At 60.3% G+C, this 16,093-nt stretch carries 18 protein-coding genes and 1 pseudogene; 9 read left to right on the top strand and 10 right to left on the bottom strand.

Features of this window, described 5'->3' with window-relative positions; all coding sequences use genetic code 11:
- The first annotated feature begins 8 nt into the window (after positions 1 to 8).
- Complete coding sequence (locus AB4N76_RS21310; protein ID WP_027925858.1) at positions 9 to 1,187, top strand: vWA domain-containing protein; 1,179 nt, start codon at positions 9 to 11, stop codon at positions 1,185 to 1,187.
- A gap of 120 nt (positions 1,188 to 1,307) precedes the next feature.
- Here the strand turns inward: AB4N76_RS21310 and AB4N76_RS21305 are convergent, their stop codons facing one another.
- The 4 genes and pseudogenes from AB4N76_RS21305 to AB4N76_RS21290 form a co-directional block, all read right to left on the bottom strand.
- The gene (locus tag AB4N76_RS21305) at positions 1,308 to 2,234 is read right to left on the bottom strand and encodes a 5-oxoprolinase subunit C family protein (RefSeq protein ID WP_046033306.1); all 927 of its coding nucleotides are present in this window, start codon (positions 2,232 to 2,234) and stop codon (positions 1,308 to 1,310) included.
- Between the two features lie 153 nt (positions 2,235 to 2,387).
- Positions 2,388 to 2,897 (bottom strand): annotated as a pseudogene (locus AB4N76_RS21300) (5-oxoprolinase subunit B family protein); the annotation flags it as partial.
- Positions 2,898 to 2,932: 35 nt separating this feature from the next.
- Positions 2,933 to 3,685: a 5-oxoprolinase subunit PxpA gene (locus AB4N76_RS21295; RefSeq protein WP_046033304.1), complete on the bottom strand. Its 753-nt coding sequence runs from the start codon at positions 3,683 to 3,685 to the stop codon at positions 2,933 to 2,935.
- A 44-nt stretch (positions 3,686 to 3,729) separates the two neighbouring features.
- Complete coding sequence (locus AB4N76_RS21290; protein ID WP_046033303.1) at positions 3,730 to 5,016, bottom strand: MFS transporter; 1,287 nt, start codon at positions 5,014 to 5,016, stop codon at positions 3,730 to 3,732.
- 146 nt (positions 5,017 to 5,162) lie between these two features.
- On the opposite strand from AB4N76_RS21290, the gene AB4N76_RS21285 reads away from it, so the two are divergent.
- Positions 5,163 to 6,086 (top strand): LysR family transcriptional regulator, encoded by a 924-nt coding sequence (locus AB4N76_RS21285; RefSeq protein WP_046033302.1) that lies wholly within the window; start codon positions 5,163 to 5,165, stop codon positions 6,084 to 6,086.
- Positions 6,087 to 6,229: 143 nt separating this feature from the next.
- Here AB4N76_RS21285 and AB4N76_RS21280 read toward each other — a convergent pair whose 3' ends face one another.
- Genes AB4N76_RS21280 through AB4N76_RS21270 form a run of 3 tightly spaced genes read right to left on the bottom strand, consistent with a single transcriptional unit; the run spans position 6,230 to position 8,091 of the window.
- Complete coding sequence (locus AB4N76_RS21280; protein WP_046033301.1) at positions 6,230 to 6,772, bottom strand: DUF2937 family protein; 543 nt, start codon at positions 6,770 to 6,772, stop codon at positions 6,230 to 6,232.
- An 11-nt stretch (positions 6,773 to 6,783) separates the two neighbouring features.
- Entirely contained in the window at positions 6,784 to 7,560 is a 777-nt protein-coding gene (locus AB4N76_RS21275) for a class II glutamine amidotransferase (RefSeq protein ID WP_034150022.1), read from the bottom strand.
- A gap of 33 nt (positions 7,561 to 7,593) precedes the next feature.
- Positions 7,594 to 8,091, bottom strand: coding sequence for a hypothetical protein (locus tag AB4N76_RS21270; RefSeq protein WP_046033300.1), 498 nt, complete (start codon positions 8,089 to 8,091; stop codon positions 7,594 to 7,596).
- A 102-nt stretch (positions 8,092 to 8,193) separates the two neighbouring features.
- Between AB4N76_RS21270 and AB4N76_RS21265 the strand changes: the two genes are divergently transcribed.
- The gene (locus AB4N76_RS21265; protein ID WP_460163483.1) at positions 8,194 to 10,248 is read left to right on the top strand and encodes a S9 family peptidase; all 2,055 of its coding nucleotides are present in this window, start codon (positions 8,194 to 8,196) and stop codon (positions 10,246 to 10,248) included.
- Positions 10,249 to 10,376: 128 nt separating this feature from the next.
- Positions 10,377 to 10,850, top strand: a complete 474-nt coding sequence (locus tag AB4N76_RS21260) for a cyclic nucleotide-binding domain-containing protein (RefSeq protein ID WP_046033298.1) — start codon at positions 10,377 to 10,379, stop codon at positions 10,848 to 10,850.
- On the opposite strand, the gene AB4N76_RS21255 is transcribed toward AB4N76_RS21260, so the two are convergent.
- Positions 10,847 to 11,137 carry a hypothetical protein gene (locus AB4N76_RS21255; protein ID WP_046033297.1) on the bottom strand — a complete coding sequence of 97 codons (291 nt, stop codon included), beginning with the start codon at positions 11,135 to 11,137 and terminating at the stop codon, positions 10,847 to 10,849. The two genes, AB4N76_RS21260 and AB4N76_RS21255, sit on opposite strands and share 4 nt — an antisense overlap.
- Positions 11,138 to 11,232: 95 nt before the next feature.
- Here AB4N76_RS21255 and AB4N76_RS21250 point away from each other — a divergent pair, with 95 nt between their 5' ends.
- From AB4N76_RS21250 to AB4N76_RS21235, 4 genes are all read left to right on the top strand, one after another.
- A complete protein-coding gene (locus AB4N76_RS21250) occupies positions 11,233 to 11,919 on the top strand; it encodes a spermidine synthase (protein WP_046033296.1) in 687 nt (228 codons plus the stop codon).
- A gap of 48 nt (positions 11,920 to 11,967) precedes the next feature.
- Positions 11,968 to 12,339: a YajD family HNH nuclease gene (locus tag AB4N76_RS21245; protein WP_007944009.1), complete on the top strand. Its 372-nt coding sequence runs from the start codon at positions 11,968 to 11,970 to the stop codon at positions 12,337 to 12,339.
- Between the two features lie 189 nt (positions 12,340 to 12,528).
- Positions 12,529 to 12,999: an RNA methyltransferase gene (locus AB4N76_RS21240; protein ID WP_046033295.1), complete on the top strand. Its 471-nt coding sequence runs from the start codon at positions 12,529 to 12,531 to the stop codon at positions 12,997 to 12,999.
- 92 nt (positions 13,000 to 13,091) lie between these two features.
- The gene (locus AB4N76_RS21235; protein WP_046033294.1) at positions 13,092 to 13,469 is read left to right on the top strand and encodes a YgaP family membrane protein; all 378 of its coding nucleotides are present in this window, start codon (positions 13,092 to 13,094) and stop codon (positions 13,467 to 13,469) included.
- 101 nt (positions 13,470 to 13,570) lie between these two features.
- On the opposite strand, the gene AB4N76_RS21230 is transcribed toward AB4N76_RS21235, so the two are convergent.
- Positions 13,571 to 14,800 carry a hypothetical protein gene (locus AB4N76_RS21230; RefSeq protein WP_046033293.1) on the bottom strand — a complete coding sequence of 410 codons (1,230 nt, stop codon included), beginning with the start codon at positions 14,798 to 14,800 and terminating at the stop codon, positions 13,571 to 13,573.
- Positions 14,801 to 14,837: 37 nt separating this feature from the next.
- The gene (locus AB4N76_RS21225) at positions 14,838 to 15,287 is read right to left on the bottom strand and encodes a YcgN family cysteine cluster protein (protein WP_007944020.1); all 450 of its coding nucleotides are present in this window, start codon (positions 15,285 to 15,287) and stop codon (positions 14,838 to 14,840) included.
- Positions 15,288 to 15,454: 167 nt separating this feature from the next.
- On the opposite strand from AB4N76_RS21225, the gene AB4N76_RS21220 reads away from it, so the two are divergent.
- Positions 15,455 to 16,048: a nitroreductase family protein gene (locus tag AB4N76_RS21220; RefSeq protein WP_460163482.1), complete on the top strand. Its 594-nt coding sequence runs from the start codon at positions 15,455 to 15,457 to the stop codon at positions 16,046 to 16,048.
- Positions 16,049 to 16,093 lie beyond the last annotated feature (45 nt).

Here is a 16,093-nt window from a genome sequence, read left to right as displayed (position 1 = left end):
CTGATGCCATGTTGCTCAACCTGTTCAATGAAATGCGTGCCGCCAAAGTGCCGGTTTCGGTGCGCGAGCTGCTGGACCTGATCAACGCGCTGAAACAGCGCGTGACCTTCGCCGACATGGACGAGTTCTATTACTTGTCCCGGGCGATTCTGGTGAAGGACGAAAAGCATTTCGACAAGTTCGACCGGGCGTTCGGGGCTTACTTCAATGGCCTGGAAAAACTCGACGATCACCTTCAGGCACTGATTCCCGAAGACTGGTTGCGCAAGGAATTCGAACGTTCGCTGACCGACGAAGAGCGGGCGGCGATCCAGTCCCTCGGCGGCCTGGACAAACTGATCGAAGAGTTCAAGAAGCGCCTCGAAGAGCAGAAAGAACGCCATGCCGGTGGCAACAAGTGGATCGGCACCGGGGGCACCAGCCCGTTCGGCTCCGGTGGCTTCAACCCGGAAGGCATTCGGGTCGGCGATGCCGGCAAACGCCAGGGCAAGGCGGTCAAGGTCTGGGATCAGCGCGAGTACAAGAACCTCGACGATTCTGTCGAGCTGGGCACGCGCAACATCAAGGTTGCCCTGCGCCGCTTGCGCAAATTTGCGCGTCAGGGTGCAGCAGAAGAACTCGATATCGACGGCACCATCGACCACACCGCCAAGGATGCAGGGCTGCTGAATATCCAGATGCGGCCGGAGCGGCGCAACACCGTCAAGTTGTTGCTGCTGTTCGACATCGGCGGCTCGATGGACGCCCACGTAAAGATCTGCGAGGAGCTGTTTTCGGCCTGCAAGACCGAGTTCAAGCACCTGGAGTACTTCTACTTCCACAACTTCATTTATGAATCAGTGTGGAAGAACAATATGCGTCGCACCTCCGAACGCACATCGACCCAGGACTTGCTGCACAAGTACGGCGCCGACTACAAAGTGATCTTCATCGGTGATGCCGCCATGGCGCCTTATGAAATCACCCAGGCCGGCGGCAGCGTCGAGCACTGGAACGAAGAAGCCGGTTATGTGTGGATGCAGCGGTTCAAGGAGAAGTACAAGAAACTCATCTGGATCAACCCGTATCCGAAAGATACGTGGGGCTATACGTCGTCGACCAACATTGTGCGGGACTTGATTGACGACCAGATGTATCCGCTGACCCTTCGTGGGTTGGAAGAAGGGATGCGGTTTCTTTCCAAGTAATCTTCGCTGTCCGTTCGGGCCTCATCGCTGGCAAGCCAGGCTCCTACAGGGATTTAAGTGGTTCACATGTTTTGTGAGCGACCTCAATCCCTGTAGGAGCCTGGCTTGCCAGCGATGCTTTTAGCGTTTTGAAAACCGCCGCAAATACTCGACCTGCTCCCGATGCGCCACATCCTGCACCACCGGCCGCAGTCGCACCTTCGCTCCCGGCAGGCACTGCGCCAATCGTGCCAGCGCCAACGGCGTCAACGCGCCCAATCGTGGATACCCGCCAATGGTCTGCCGATCATTGAGCAACACAATCGGCTGCCCATCCGGTGGCACCTGCACCGCGCCGAGCGGGATGCCCTCGGAGATCATTGGTTTGCCCTGGTACTGCAACGCCATACCCAACAGGCGAATGCCCATCCGGTCGGCGCGGCTGTCGAGGGTCCAGGCGTTGTTGAACGCGTCGAACAGACTCTGCCCGCTGAACTCGCCGATCTGTGCGCCCAGCACCAGATCCAGCGGCGAATCGTTGGTGAGGTCCGGTCGATGCTCCTCCGGCAATTCTCGCAGCAGTAGCAATGCACTCCCGGAGTAACTCAATTGCGAACCTTTGGCCAAGGCCCGACCCATCCCATCCAGGCCGCCAAGTTCCTCACGGACCACCGTCGAACGGCTGCCCAGTACGTTTGGCGCATCAAACCCACCGGGTGCCGCAAGATAAGCCCGAGCCCCGAGCAGCGGCTGGGTGAAGTGCAATCGCTGGCCCTTTTGCAGCCTGAAACTGCGCCACGGCGCCAGTGCCTCGCCCTGCACCTGTGCCCCCAGATCCGCCCCGACCAGTGCCAGCACGCAATCCTCTTCGGCCACCACCGTGAACCCGCCGAGGGTGATTTCGATCACCGGCGCGTTCAGGTCATTGCCCAGCAGCCAGTTGGCCCAGGACATCGATCGCCAATCCAGCCCGCCCCCCTGGGTCACGCCCAAGTGCCGCACGCCAAAACGACCGGCGTCCTGCAACAGGCACAGCGGCGTACTCGCTTCAATGGATAAGCGGCTCATGCCCTGCGCCTCCAATGGCGTATCGTCACCGCCCAGATTGATGAATTCGGCATGGTCGACCGCTTCGAAGCGCACGGTGTCTCCCGGTTGCATCAGGCTGTAGCCGTCGCGCTCACGGTCGAACAGTTTGGCCGGGGTGCGCCCGATCAGGTTCCAGCCTCCGGGCGAAACCACCGGATAAGCCGCCGTTTGCCGCTCGGCAATCCCGACACTGCCCGCCGCCACCTTCTTGCGGGGCGTATTCAGACGTGGAGCCGCCAGCACTTCTTCTACCAGCCCCATGAATGCGAAACCTGGCGCAAAGCCTAGCGCGAACACCTGATATTCACGCTCGATGTGGCGGCGGATGACGTCGCCCACCGCCAGCCCACTGCGCCTGGACAACAGGCTCAGTTCCGGGCCGACGCTCAGGTCGTACCAGACCGGCAACACATGGCATTTGCCACGGCTACGGGCGTTGGGCGACAAATCGATCAAGGCTTCGGCAATCAGTTCCCGAGCCTGAGCCGGGGTTAATGCCAGCAGATCGTAATGCACCATCAGCGTCGTATAAGACGGCACCAGGTCAATCAGTTGCTTGCCAAAGGCTTCGCGCAAGCGCTCGCTGGCGGCGAGCATCCACGGCATGTTGGCCTCGTTGATCTCGTCGAACAGACGCAGCATCAGGCAATCCAGCGCCACCACTTCCACGCGCGGTTTCATGGTGCGCTCTGCTCATCGAGGGCTTGGCGAATCCGGCGCACGGCAGCCACGGAACTGGCGTTGTCGCCGTGCACACAGAGGGTGTTGGCCTGCAAGTGCAAGGCACTGCCGTCGCTGGCGACAAGGTGATCGCCACGGGCAATGGTCAGCGCCTGCTCAATGATTTTTTCCGGGTCGTGATGCACCGCCCCCGGCAGTTGTCGAGAGACCAGCATCCCCGCGCTGTCGTAGGCACGGTCGGCAAAGGCTTCGAACCACAAGGTCACGCCATATTCATCGCCCAGTTGTTGCGCGGCGCTGTTGTCGCGGGTGGCCATCAACATCAGCGGCAACGTCCGGTCATAAGACGCCACGGCCTGAAGCACCGCGCGCAATTGTGCCGGGTTGGCCATCATGTCGTTGTACATCGCGCCGTGAGGTTTGACGTAGCTGACACGTGCGCCCTGAGCCCGGCAGATGCCGTCGAGAGCGCCGATCTGGTAGTGCAGAATGTCTTGCAGTTCCTGGGGGGTGTAGGCCATGGAGCGACGGCCGAAACCGACCAGGTCTTGATAGGCCGGGTGTGCGCCAATCTGTACGCCATTGCCAAGGGCCAGGCTGACGGTCTTGCGCATGATGCTCGGGTCGCCGGCGTGGAAACCGCAGGCGATATTGGCGCAATCAATGAAGGGCATGACCTCGGCGTCCAGACCCATGGTCCAGTTGCCGAAACTCTCGCCGATGTCGCAGTTCAATAGCAGGCGGCTCACGGTGAACACTCCTGTAGGCATTGTTCTTTTCAGATGCAGGCAGATTACTGCGCATCCAGTTGTTTGCCACGGGTTTCCGGCAGGCTCAGCGCTGCAAGGATCACCACCCCATAGGACACTGCCGCAAAAGCCCCGATGCCCACGCTCAGCGGCACACGCTGGCTAAGCAAACCAATCAGCAGCGGGAACAATGCCGCCAATGCGCGGCCAATGTTGTAGCAAAAACCCTGGCCCGAACCGCGAATCCGCGTCGGAAACAACTCGGTCAAAAACGCGCCCATGCCGCTGAAAATCCCCGAAGCGAAGAAGCCCAGCGGGAAGCCCAGCCAGAGCATCACAGCGTTGCTGACCGGCAGTTGGGTGTAGAGCAAAACGATGGTGAACGAGCCGACCGCGAACAGGATGAAGTTCTTCTTGCGCCCCAGGAGGTCAGTCAAATACGCGCTGATAACGTAACCGACGTAGGAACCGACAATCACCATCGCCAGATAACCGCCTGTGCCGAGTACGCTCAAGCCCCGCTCGTTCTTCAGAAACGTCGGCAACCATGAGGTGATCGCGTAGTAACCGCCCAGTGCGCCCGTGGTCAGCACCGAAGCACGAATCGTGGTGAACAGAATGCCGGGGGCAAAAATCTCGTAGAACTTCGCCGGGTTGCTCGGTTCCTGTCTGGCTTTGGCTTCACGATAGATTTCCGGGTCTTTGACCAGACGACGAACGAAGATCACGAAAATCGCCGGCACAATGCCGAGAATAAACAGGGCGCGCCAGGCGTCTTCCGGCGGCAACACTGAGAACAGCAGCGCATAGAGAATCGCCGTCAACCCCCACCCCAACGCCCAACCCGATTGCACCATGCCCACGGCTTTGCCACGGTCCTTGGCGCGAATCACTTCGCCCATCAGTACGGCGCCGGCGGTCCATTCACCCCCAAAACCGAATCCCATCAGGGTGCGACTGATCAACAGTTGTTCATAGTTTTGCGCGAAGCCACAGAGGAAGGTGAAGAAGGCGAACCACAGCACCGTCAGTTGCAAGGTGCGCACACGACCGATGCGGTCAGAGAGAATCCCCGCCACCCAACCGCCGATGGCCGAGGCGATCAGGGTGCTGGTGTGAATCAGCCCGGCCTCGCCGGTGGTAATGCCCCACATTGCAATCAGGGTCGGCACCACGAAGCTGAGCATCTGGGTGTCCATGCCGTCCAGGCCGTAACCGATCTTGCAACTCCAGAAGGTGCGACGCTCCTGCTGATTGATGTTGCGGTACCAGTCGAAAGGTCCCGGGCGGGCCTTGGCATTGGGGATGTCGAGCGTGTCGGGCGCACTCATGGCAACTCTCCGTGCAAATTTTATTGGTATTGTTCTAAGCCCCGACGACGCCTATCGTGGGAACCGGATACGTCGATTTTTGGCGCGTGGCCCTGCTGCGTCCAACTAATAAAAACCCGGTTTAGGCATAAGAAAAAGTTGATCCCATGAACCTGAAGTTTCTCGAGACCTTTGTCTGGGTCGCTCGACTCAAAAGTTTTCGTCTGACCGCCGACAAACTCTTCACCACCCAGGCCTCGATTTCCAGCCGAATTGCGGTGCTTGAAGGTGAACTGGGGGTGAAGCTGTTTTTGCGCGATTCCCGCGGCGTCAGCCTGACGCCTGAAGGCTTGAAAGTGCTCGACTATGCCGAGCAGATGATGGACACCATGCAGGCACTCAAACAATCGATCGAGACCCGATCGAGCAAGGTCGGACGGGTGCGGATCGGCGTCATGGACACGGTAATCCACACCTGGCTGAGCCCGCTGGTGGCGCAGATGACGGATCTCTATCCGTTGGTGGAAATCGAACTGGTGGCCGATACCTCGCTCAACCTCTGCGATCAGCTGCAAAAAGGCTTTCTCGATCTGATCCTGCAAACCGACCTGATGCGTCAGGAAAGCGTCCGCAGCCTGGAGCTGGCCAGCCATCCCATGGGTTGGATCGCGGCGAGTAATTCACTCTACAACCGCGAATATTCGGGCATCGCCGATCTGGCGCGCGAGCGGATCATTACCTACTCGAAAAACTCCCATCCACACCAGGAAGTGCTGGCCCTGATGCAGGCCAATGGCGTAATGGCCCCGCGCCTCAACTGCGTGAATTCGGTGTCGGCGATAACCCGCTTGTTGCGTGATGGTTTTGGCATTGGCGCGCTGCCGCCGGTGCTGGTAGCCGAGGAATTGGCGCGCGGGGAATTGACGCTGTTGGCCATTGATCAACGACCGCCGGATTTACAGGTGGTGGTGTCGTGGCGCACGGGCGTTGAGTGGGTCGAGGAGATTGTGGCGTTGTGTCAGCAGGTGCTGAAACGGTATGCGCAGGAGATGGGCGAGGATTACATCGTTCTGGCGCGCCAACCTATGTAGCAGCTGGCGTAGCCTGCGTCCGGTTGCGCAGCAGTCGTAAAATCAGCCTCCGTGGTGTTTCAGGTAAATCCCGGTCGCTGGATTGACGACTGCTGCGCAGCCGGACGCAGGCTGCGCCAGCTGCTACAGGGGGCCGATTCGGCCTAGAGGCCGCGCACATCGCGGTCTTCAATCGGTCGGCTCTGGCGCAGGCGTTTGCCGCCCAGCACCACCCAGTCGATCAGGCGGAACAGGCATTCAATCCCGAACGACAGCAACAACGCGCCGCTCATCCCCCAGATCATCGCTTCGGGCGTCAGCAGGATCTGATAGCTGTAGCCGTTCCAGGTTTCCTTGCGAATATCCAGGTCAGCCGCCAGTACCACCTGCAGGAAGCGGATGTACCACGGGCCTTGCATGGCCTGGAATTGTTTATCCAACGCCAGCTGACGGGTCAGCAGGTTGCTCAGGCTGTCGGCATCGCTGCGAAAGATCGGGTCTTCGCTGGCGCGGTAATGGGCGACCAGTGCCTGCATATCCCCCTTGAAGAACTGATTGGCGGTGCCCTGAAAACCGCTCAAGCCTGTTTGCGCCTCTATCAGATGCGCCTCGACCCGCTTGGCGTAATCATTGATAAACCCCGGCACCTGAACACCGACCAACAGACCCGCCGCAAACAACACCAGGCGTAGATAACTGAGCAACATCGGGGAGATCCTTATTCGGTCTTGCCCTGGCTGACGCATTCGCCGCGTCGCCAAAGGCTCCATTGGCCCGGTTCGTAGCGGGTCCAGGTTTCGTTTTCGGTCAGGGGTTCGGTGGCAATCACCGTGACCACGTCGTTGGGCGTGGTTTCGGCCTGGAAGTCGACAATCACATCGACATCCTTCAAGCGCGCAGGGCCGAAAGGTGCCCGACGAGTGATCTGGGCCAATTTGGTCGAGCAATAGCAGAACAGCCAGTCGCCGTCGCTGAGCAGGCAGTTGAACACGCCTTTGCTGCGGTATTCGGCGCAGGCCGCCACCAGGTCGGGTAGTAATTCTTCAACCTCGACCGGTTCCGGGAAGGCTGCGCGCACACGGTTGAGCAAATCGCAGAATGCCGCTTCGCTGTCAGTGTCGCCGACGGGGCGGTAGAAACTGGCGGTCGGTTGAAAGTCAGCGAGTTGGCCGTTGTGCGCGAAACACCAGTTACGCCCCCACAGTTCGCGCACGAACGGGTGGGTATTGGACAGGCAGACCTTGCCGACATTGGCCTGGCGGATATGCCCGATCACCACTTCACTTTTGATCGGATAACGCTGCACCAGGTTCGCCACCTCAGACTCGCAGCTGGCAGCCGGGTCCTGAAACAGGCGCAGGCCGCGCCCCTCATAGAACGCGATCCCCCAGCCATCGCGGTGCGGCCCGGTACGGCCGCCGCGCTGCATCAGCCCGGTGAAGCTGAACACGATATCGGTCGGCACATTGGCGCTCATGCCCAATAACTCACACATGCTCGGGTTCTCGATGAAAAGGCAGGGGCAAGGTTACAAACGTGGCTCGACCCGCAATCGCTGAGGATTGCTCGGGACCGGCGGTCGGCCGTAACGATCATCGCCGGCACCGCCGAAGGGATGATCATCGTCAGGGTCTTCTGCCTTGGCAGCAGCCTTGGCGGCAGCCGCCTGTTCCTTGCGAGCGTTGGAAGCGCGCTCGATCGGGAAGCGGATCGCCACCATCACCAAGTAAAGTCCGAAGGCGATCATGCCGTACATGAACAGATCGGAAATTGCCCGCCAGGCGTTGTTGCCGACCTTGAATAGCAGGTCGAGCGCCGTGATGGCGATGGCCGGTGCGACTTTGTCCTTCACCGGGTCGATGATCGTCGGGCTAAACAGCAACACCGCCACCAGCAGCCGCAACGGCTCGCGCAGCCAACGCCACATCCAGCGGGTCAATCGCATCCACACCAACAGGCAGCCCAAAGCGGCGAAGGCGTAGAGGCCCCAAGCGATCAGATAGTCGTTCTCGGTCATGGTGTCCATGGCAAGGCAGGCAAAGAGGCGCTTATAGTAACGACTTTTCGCACATCAGGCTTGCCCGCTGTCTGCGACCCGCCAATTTCGTACAACGTTCGAGAGTCTTTCATGCCCCTATCCGCCAACGTTTCCGACGCGCCCATTGCCCACAAGGCGGAAGGCGATGACCCGTATGCCTGGCTACAGGAGCGCGACACCAACGCGGTGCTCGACTACCTCAAGGCTGAAAACAGCTATCAAGAGGCACAAACCGCCGATCAGGCCGGCCTGCGCGAGACCCTGTTCGAAGAGATCAAGGGCCGGATTCTCGAAACCGATTTGTCGCTGCCCTCCCCTTGGGGGCCGTACCTGTATTACACGCGCACCACGGCCGGTGACGAATATGCCCGGCACTACCGCTGCCCGCGCCCGGCCGATGACAGCCTGCAACTCGACGAAAGCCAGGAACAGCTGCTACTGGACCCGAACGAATTGGCCAACGGTGGCTTCTTTTCCCTGGGGGCGTTCAGCATCAGCCCGGACCACCAGCGCCTGGCCTACAGCATCGACTCCACGGGTGATGAAATTTACACCCTGTTCGTGAAGGAATTGTCGGACGGTCGCGTCAGTGAACTGGAGTTCCAGGACTGCGACGGCAGCATGACGTGGGCCAACGACAGCCTGACGCTGTTTTTTGGCGAGCTGGACGACACCCATCGCCCGCACAAACTGTTCCGTTATCGGCTGGACGGCACGGCGGCCGAAGAAGTGTTCCACGAGCCGGACGGCCGATTCTTCATGCATTGCTACCGTTCAAGCTCCGAGCTGCAACTGCTGCTGTCCCTGGGCAGCAAGACCACCAGTGAAGTCTGGGCGCTGGACGCCTCCCTGCCGCATCAGGCCTTCACCTGTCTGGCGCCACGGGTTGAGGACCATGAGTACGACGTCGACCACGGCGCCCTCGATGGCCAATGGGCCTGGTTCATTCGTACCAACCGCGACGGCATCAACTTCGCGTTGTACAGCACCGTCGATACCGGCGTGGCGCCCACCGAGGCCGAATGGCAAAACCTGATCCCCCACAGCGACACGGTGATGATCGACGGCATGAGCCTGAACACTGGCGCCATGACCCTGAGCCTGCGCGAAGGTGGCTTGCCGATCATCGAAGTCCACCCACAAGGCCAGTCGCCTTATCGCGTGCAATTGCCGGACGCGGCCTACAGCCTGCACGTACAGAACAGCCTGGAGTTCGCCAGCGACAGGATCCGCCTGCGCTACGAGGCGTTGAACCGTCCGGCGCAAATCCGTCAGCTCGTACTGGCGAGCGGCGAGCAAAAAGTCCTCAAGGAAACGCCGGTACTCGGCCCGTTCGACGCCGATGCCTACGTCAGTCAGCGCCTGTGGGCAACGGCACCGGACGGTACGCAGGTGCCTATCAGCCTGGTGGTCAAGCGCGAGCACCTCCGCAAACCGGTGCCGCTGTATCTGTATGGCTACGGCGCTTATGGCGAAAGCCTCGACCCGTGGTTCTCCCACGCTCGCCTGAGCCTGCTGGATCGCGGCATGGCCTTCGCCATCGCGCACGTGCGTGGCGGTGGCGAATTGGGTGAGGCCTGGTATCGGGCCGGTAAACAGGAACACAAGCACAACACGTTCAGCGACTTCATTGCCTGTGCAGAGCATTTGATTGCCAACGGTTTCACCAGCGCAAAACAATTGGCGATCAGCGGCGGCAGCGCCGGTGGCTTGCTGATTGGCGCCGTGCTCAATCAACGGCCGCAATTGTTCGGCGCGGCGATTGCCGAAGTGCCGTTCGTCGACGTGCTCAACACCATGCTCGACCCCGACCTGCCACTGACCGTCACGGAATACGACGAGTGGGGCAATCCTGAAGAGCCGGACGTTTATGATCGGATCAAGGCCTACGCCCCGTACGAAAACGTCACCGCACAAGCCTACCCGGCAACGCTGGTGATTGCCGGCTACAACGACAGCCGCGTGCAGTACTGGGAAGCGGCCAAGTGGGTGGCTAAATTGCGTGCGACCAAAACCGACGCGAACCCTCTGCTGCTCAAGACCGAATTGGGCGCCGGGCATGGCGGGATGAGCGGTCGTTACCAGGGATTGCGTGACGTAGCGCTCGAATATGCATTTTTGTTCAAGGTATTGGGTATTGCCTGAGGAACTTGGCCCGGTGTGTCGGTCTTAAGACCAGACACTTGGCCCCAAGGCACACACATCCCCTCCTACAAGGGGTTGGGGATCTCCCGAAAACCGGAATCAGACACAAGAAAAAAGACCGTGACGACATGTCAGAACCAACCTTACTGAACAACGAAATTCGCGACTGGCTGATGGATTGCGGCCTGTTCGATCAATTGCTGCCCGCAGACTTCGCGGCCGCCTCGGGCTATTTCAGCATCAGCACCGTGGCGCAAGGTGAGGAAATTTTCCACGAGGGCGATGCCGGCAGCTTCATGTGCATCATTCACACCGGCCAGGTGGCGGTGCAAAAAACCAATGGTGACGGGCAACTGGTGACCATGGCTACATTGCGCAGCGGCCGCTCGTTCGGCGAGATGGCGGTGCTGGACGGTGAACGACGCTCCGCCAGTTGCGTGGCCGCCAGTCACTGCCAACTGCTGAACCTGGGCAAGGACTCGCTGGAAAAGATGATCAACGACGCACCGAAAATCGCCGCCAAGATCATCCGCGCCCTCGCCGTCTCCCTCTCCAAACGCCTGCGCATGGCGGATGGACAACTGCTTTCGCAACAGGTTTAGCCGCCCGGCGATTTGGCTTTCGTCGGGGTGGGCTCGATCCCCGGCACAGGCTGGTCCTTGGTCGGCGGGCTCGGCATTTCAATCGGCACCAATGGCGGACCACTGCTGCCCGGCCCCGTTTTTGGCAAGGAAGGCGCGGTGATTTGCGGGTACGGCGTCGGCGTCGCGGTGCCGGGCGAACCGGGCATGGTTGGGGGGCTGACGGGGATGGATTGCAACTGTTGCGCCTGCACTGCAGTAATCGAGAGCGCGGCCAGAGCAATGGCCGTTAGAATGGTGCGCTTCATCAATGGCTCCGTTGGCGATTTCGTCACATTCAGGCTACTCCCAACTGCGCCCGTTTGCCCTCCCAGTTTATGCAAGACTTTCTCAAGAGAGCCCCATGAAACGTTTCGTCCTGCTCGACACCACGCCCATTCCTGAAAACGGCGGTGCCCTGTGCCTGTTCGAATACGGTGAGGACTTCGTCATCAAGATCCAGGGTGGCGACGGCGGGCAGTTGATGAACACGCGCATGCACGGCTCCGAGGATGCACTGGCCGAGATCCCCTGCCGCAAAGTGGCCGGCCGGCCGAATTCGCGCGTGCTGATCGGCGGCCTGGGCATGGGCTTCACCCTCGCCTCGGCGCTCAAGCATTTGGGCAAAAGCGCGCAAGTGGTGGTCGCCGAGCTGGTGCCGGGCGTCGTGGAGTGGAACCGTGGGCCGCTGGGCGAAAAAGCCGGCAACCCGTTGCTCGACCCGCGTACCGTCATCCGCATGGAAGATGTCGCCCACGTCCTGCAAGCCGAACCACAAGGGTTCGACGCGATCATGCTCGATGTCGACAACGGCCCCGAAGGCCTGACCCAGAAGGCCAACAGCTGGCTCTACTCCGCCGGCGGCCTCAGCGCTTGCGCCAAGGCCCTGCGGCCCAAGGGCGTATTGGCGGTGTGGTCGGCGAGTGCAGACCGACAGTTTTCCGACAAATTGAAAAAGGCCGGTTTCAAGGCCGAGGAAGTCCAGGTCTTCGCCCACGGCAACAAGGGCACACGCCACACCATCTGGATTGCCGAGAAGCTCAAGGGCTGAGCTAAACTCTGAACATAACCGTCATTAGTCTTTTACAAAGGTGAACCCATGAGTTCGTCCACCCCGACCAACACTTCGAAGCTGGATCGCATCCTCGCCGACAACCAGCGCGACAAGGAAATGGGCTACCGCGACAAAGCCCTGAAGATGTACCCGCACGTGTGCGGCCGCTGCGCCCGTGAGTTTTCCGGCAAGCGCCTGAGCGAACTGACCGTGCACCATCGCGATCACAACCACGACAACAACCCGCAGGACGGCTCGAACTGGGAATTGTTGTGCCTGTACTGCCACGACAATGAACACTCGCGCTATACCGACCAGCAGTATTTTGGCGAAGGCTCGCTGAGCACGCCGAAGATCGCCAAGGCGACACACAACCCGTTTGCGGCGTTGGCGGGGTTGATGAAGAAGGAAGACTGAAGGTCTTCGGCGCCCTTACTGGCCTCATCGCGAGCAAGCTCGCTCCCACAGTTATTGTGTACACCACGAATCCTGTGGGAGCAGGCTTGCCCGCGATAGCAATTGTCCAGACACCACCAATCTCAAACCAAACACCCCTCCCCCCAATCCCCGTATAATCGCCGTTTTTTCCCCGAAGGCACCCCGCTCGTGGCAGACAAACGGTACAGCTGCATTGGTTTGTATAACCCCAAATCACCCGAAAACGTCGGTTCGGTCATGCGCGCCGCCGGCTGCTATGGCGTGGCGTCCGTGTTCTACACCGGCAAGCGCTATGAACGCGCTGCCGACTTCGTCACCGACACCAAGCGCGTGCACTACGACATCCCGCTGATCGGCATCGACGACCTGAAAAAAATCCTGCCTCTGGGCTGCGTGCCGGTTGCCGTGGAACTGGTCGATGGCGCCCGTTCCCTGCCGGAATACACCCACCCGGACCGCGCCCTCTACATCTTCGGCCCGGAAGACGGCTCGCTGGATAAAGACATTCGCGACTGGTGCGAAGACGTGGTCTACATCCCGACCACCGGTTGCATGAACCTGGCGGCCACCGTCAATGTCGTGCTCTACGACCGCATGTCCAAAGGGCTCAACACCCGTTCCGGTGCGAAATTTCGCTGAATCAATGCACATCCAATGGAACAAGCCGCCGGCCTCGGCAGTCAGCTTAACTATCCACGACTGAATCAGTGATTTCTGCCAGGAGAAAGATCATGAGCGAACTCAAACGTGTAGAGCGCATCGAATCCACCCCGTTCCAGACCCCTTCCGAGCAGAACGTTCACGGCTGGGAACGCGCCGGCTCCGTGGCCGGTGGCGTGGTGATGATGGGCAAGGGCCTGCGTCGCGGCGGTATTTTCGGCTTGATTCAGGTGGCGATCGGCGGCGTGGCACTGGCTCGAGGGATTACCGGCCACAGTTCGCTCAAAAGCATGATCGAGAAAAGCCGCCAGGACATGGACATCGTGCGGGCGAAGATCGAGCGAGCCGGGGAAGAGTTGAGCAAGCTGAAGGCGAATGCCGAGGCGGCGACCAAAACCGCTACGGTGACGGGTAATGATTCGTTGAAGTCGCCGAAAGCCGGGGTTTGATCCTCAAGATGTACTGAAGCTGAGGGCCTCATCGCGGGCAAGCCCGCTCCCACCTTGGAATGCGTTTCCCTGTGGGAGCGGGCTTGCCCGCGATGGCGGTGTTACTGAAGCAACGCGGTATCAAGGACCTTGGAAGGTTCACCAATGACGCTCTCGGCCAACTGAACAAACGCCTTGGTATCCACACTTCCCAGATGCATCGCCTCGCGCAGTACATCATCCAGCGAACGCTTGTTGCGGGTTTTCAAGCGTATCTCGCGATCCAGCTCCTGTAACAACACCACGGCTTTCGACACTTGTGCCGAGTTGACCTGTTCGCCGCGCAGGGTCGTGACTTTCTGGCTGTCCTTGATCAGCTTGCCGTGCAAGCTTTCATACCGCTCATCGCTCATGCCGCCGGCGCGGCGCACCAACTCAATGGCGTAGTACTCGGCGAACCCTTCGCGGATCCAGTCGCTGCGCTGAGTATCGTTGAGCCGTGCGAACACCTGCACCAATTCACGCACCAACGCACTGCTGCCGCTTTCGCTGACCAGCGGCAGACGCGTATTGAGGTAGATCGATTCATGCGCCGCGAGGCTACCGCGCCACATCGGGTCGTTGGCACCGACAATCAGCAATTTGCCTGGATGGCTCGGGAACACGGCTTGAACTTGCGGCCAGACAAAGGTCAGCAGCGTCAGTACGTCCATGCGATGCATGCCCTGGCCCTGAGGCGAAGCGACGGTGACTTCGGTTTCCCCCAACCGCGTGCGGCGGCTGCCGAGGTGGCCGGCGAGCATCCACCCAGTCGGCCGGTCGAACAGCCGGGACACGTTGTCGATGCGGAATTTGTTTTTGCCGATCCGCGGCCAGGCGGTTTCGACGCTTTTCCAACCGGTGGGCAACTCGAACTCAAGGCGTGATACCAGCTCGACGCCGTCCTGTTGATCGAGCTTGGCGGCCGGCACCAGATCGTCACCGCGCATCAGCGCCCAGGTCGGCGTCATGCGCGTGTCGAAACTGCCGCTTTTGCGCCCATGGCTGATGCGCACGCGGTAGGTCAGGCTGGCCTTGTCGGCGGCGGGATGCCAGACACCCCGCGCCACCTTGCCCGGCGTGAGCTGCCACTGGCCATCAGCCTTGAAGTCGCTGTAGCGGCTGCCATCGCCCAGGTCAAAATCCAGGCTGCGCACCGACGAACCCTGCGTCAGCGTCAGGCGCACCTCAGCCTGATCACTTTGCGGCAACAGGCGCACGTGATAATCCAGATCGACTTTCATCGCCGCCCACACGGACGAATTCAGGGCCAGTAGCCCAACGACCAACGCCAGCCGCAATCCCACAGCCATACACACTCCTTCGTGAAACGTTAAAACCCTGGTGCGATCAGCCCGCCCGGAAAATCAGGTGATCTTCCCAATCATCTTCAGGCACGCTGCCTTCGGCCAGCATGCGTCCGGATTGTGAAATACGTTCGTGGTGCACCGCATCGCGGTCGCCGCACACCAGATGGTGCCAGAGCGGCAGGTCCTTGCCTTCACTGACCAGGCGATAGCCGCAGGTCGGTGGCAGCCATTTGAATTCGTCCGCCTTGCCCGGCGTGAGCTGGATGCAGTCCGGAACGAAGTCACGCCGGTTCGGATAATCGGTGCACTGGCAGGTTTTCAGGTCGAGCAATTTGCAGGCGATACGCGTGTAGTAGACGCTGTTGTCGTCTTCATCTTCGAGTTTTTGCAAGCAGCACAGGCCACAACCGTCGCACAGCGACTCCCATTCCTCTTGATCCAGTTGATCGAGGGTTTTGCGTATCCAGAACGGTTCGACTTTGGCGGCCATGGCTCAAGCATCAACATCAGGTGGTGAAAAGGCCGCCAGTCTAGTGCCAAGCCCCCTGTGGGCCAAGCATTGGCGACTGCCGGTAGAAACGGGCTTGTCAGTTTTTGCGCCGGCCAGTAGGGTTTCGCCTCGCCCCCTCACTTTCAAACGTAGCAAGGAATCTCTTGATGAGTGCTAATCCACGCGTTGCCGACTATGCCATCCACCCTCAGTTCACTGATCGCTGGTCGCCCCGCGCCTTCACCGGTGAAGCGATTCCAGAAGAGACACTGCTGAGCTTCTTCGAAGCAGCACGCTGGGCGCCGTCGGCCTACAACTCGCAGCCTTGGCGCTTTCTTTACGCGCGTCGCGATACGCCAAACTGGCAGCGTTACCTGGGGCTGCTGAACGAATTCAACCGCAGCTGGGCCCAACATGCCTCGGCTCTGGTGATCGTGATCTCGAAAACCACCTTCGCCGTGCCGGGCGCCACCGAAGAAACCCCGGCCCTGTGGCACACCTTCGACACCGGTTCAGCTTGGGGCCATTTGGCGCTGCAAGCGAGCATCAGCGGCTGGCACACCCACGGCATGGCCGGTTTCGATCAGGAATTGACCCGCAAGGAGCTGAATATTCCTGAAGGTTATGCACTGCATGCGGCGGTCGCCGTCGGCAAGCTGGGCGACAAGGCATCGCTGGCCGATTACCCGCAAGCGCGTGAAGAGCCGAGCCCGCGCCGCCCGTTGAACGAACTGACGGCTGAGGGCGACTTCACCCTCTAAGTCCCACTGAAGATCTACTAATGAAATGGCTACCCCCGCTGCCCC

The sequence above is a fragment of the Pseudomonas sp. S2_F03 genome (genome assembly GCF_054668335.1).
Note: the sequence above shows the minus strand (reverse complement) of the source record. Positions and strands in the feature narration are given on the sequence as shown.

Excerpts from the sequence above, each read along its gene's own strand:
- AB4N76_RS21245 (WP_007944009.1), top strand. The coding sequence starts at position 11,968 with ATGAGTTCGTCCACCCCGACCAACACTTCGAAGCTGGATCGCATCCTC.
- AB4N76_RS21265 (WP_460163483.1), top strand. The coding sequence starts at position 8,194 with ATGCCCCTATCCGCCAACGTTTCCGACGCGCCCATTGCCCACAAGGCG.
- AB4N76_RS21305 (WP_046033306.1), bottom strand. The coding sequence starts at position 2,234 with ATGAGCCGCTTATCCATTGAAGCGAGTACGCCGCTGTGCCTGTTGCAG.
- AB4N76_RS21310 (WP_027925858.1), top strand. The coding sequence starts at position 9 with ATGTTGCTCAACCTGTTCAATGAAATGCGTGCCGCCAAAGTGCCGGTT.
- AB4N76_RS21275 (WP_034150022.1), bottom strand. The coding sequence starts at position 7,560 with ATGTGTGAGTTATTGGGCATGAGCGCCAATGTGCCGACCGATATCGTG.
- AB4N76_RS21260 (WP_046033298.1), top strand. The coding sequence starts at position 10,377 with ATGTCAGAACCAACCTTACTGAACAACGAAATTCGCGACTGGCTGATG.
- AB4N76_RS21285 (WP_046033302.1), top strand. The coding sequence starts at position 5,163 with ATGAACCTGAAGTTTCTCGAGACCTTTGTCTGGGTCGCTCGACTCAAA.
- AB4N76_RS21255 (WP_046033297.1), bottom strand. The coding sequence starts at position 11,137 with ATGAAGCGCACCATTCTAACGGCCATTGCTCTGGCCGCGCTCTCGATT.
- AB4N76_RS21225 (WP_007944020.1), bottom strand. The coding sequence starts at position 15,287 with ATGGCCGCCAAAGTCGAACCGTTCTGGATACGCAAAACCCTCGATCAA.
- AB4N76_RS21280 (WP_046033301.1), bottom strand. The coding sequence starts at position 6,772 with ATGTTGCTCAGTTATCTACGCCTGGTGTTGTTTGCGGCGGGTCTGTTG.
- AB4N76_RS21230 (WP_046033293.1), bottom strand. The coding sequence starts at position 14,800 with ATGGCTGTGGGATTGCGGCTGGCGTTGGTCGTTGGGCTACTGGCCCTG.
- AB4N76_RS21270 (WP_046033300.1), bottom strand. The coding sequence starts at position 8,091 with ATGGACACCATGACCGAGAACGACTATCTGATCGCTTGGGGCCTCTAC.
- AB4N76_RS21290 (WP_046033303.1), bottom strand. The coding sequence starts at position 5,016 with ATGAGTGCGCCCGACACGCTCGACATCCCCAATGCCAAGGCCCGCCCG.
- AB4N76_RS21250 (WP_046033296.1), top strand. The coding sequence starts at position 11,233 with ATGAAACGTTTCGTCCTGCTCGACACCACGCCCATTCCTGAAAACGGC.
- AB4N76_RS21235 (WP_046033294.1), top strand. The coding sequence starts at position 13,092 with ATGAGCGAACTCAAACGTGTAGAGCGCATCGAATCCACCCCGTTCCAG.
- AB4N76_RS21220 (WP_460163482.1), top strand. The coding sequence starts at position 15,455 with ATGAGTGCTAATCCACGCGTTGCCGACTATGCCATCCACCCTCAGTTC.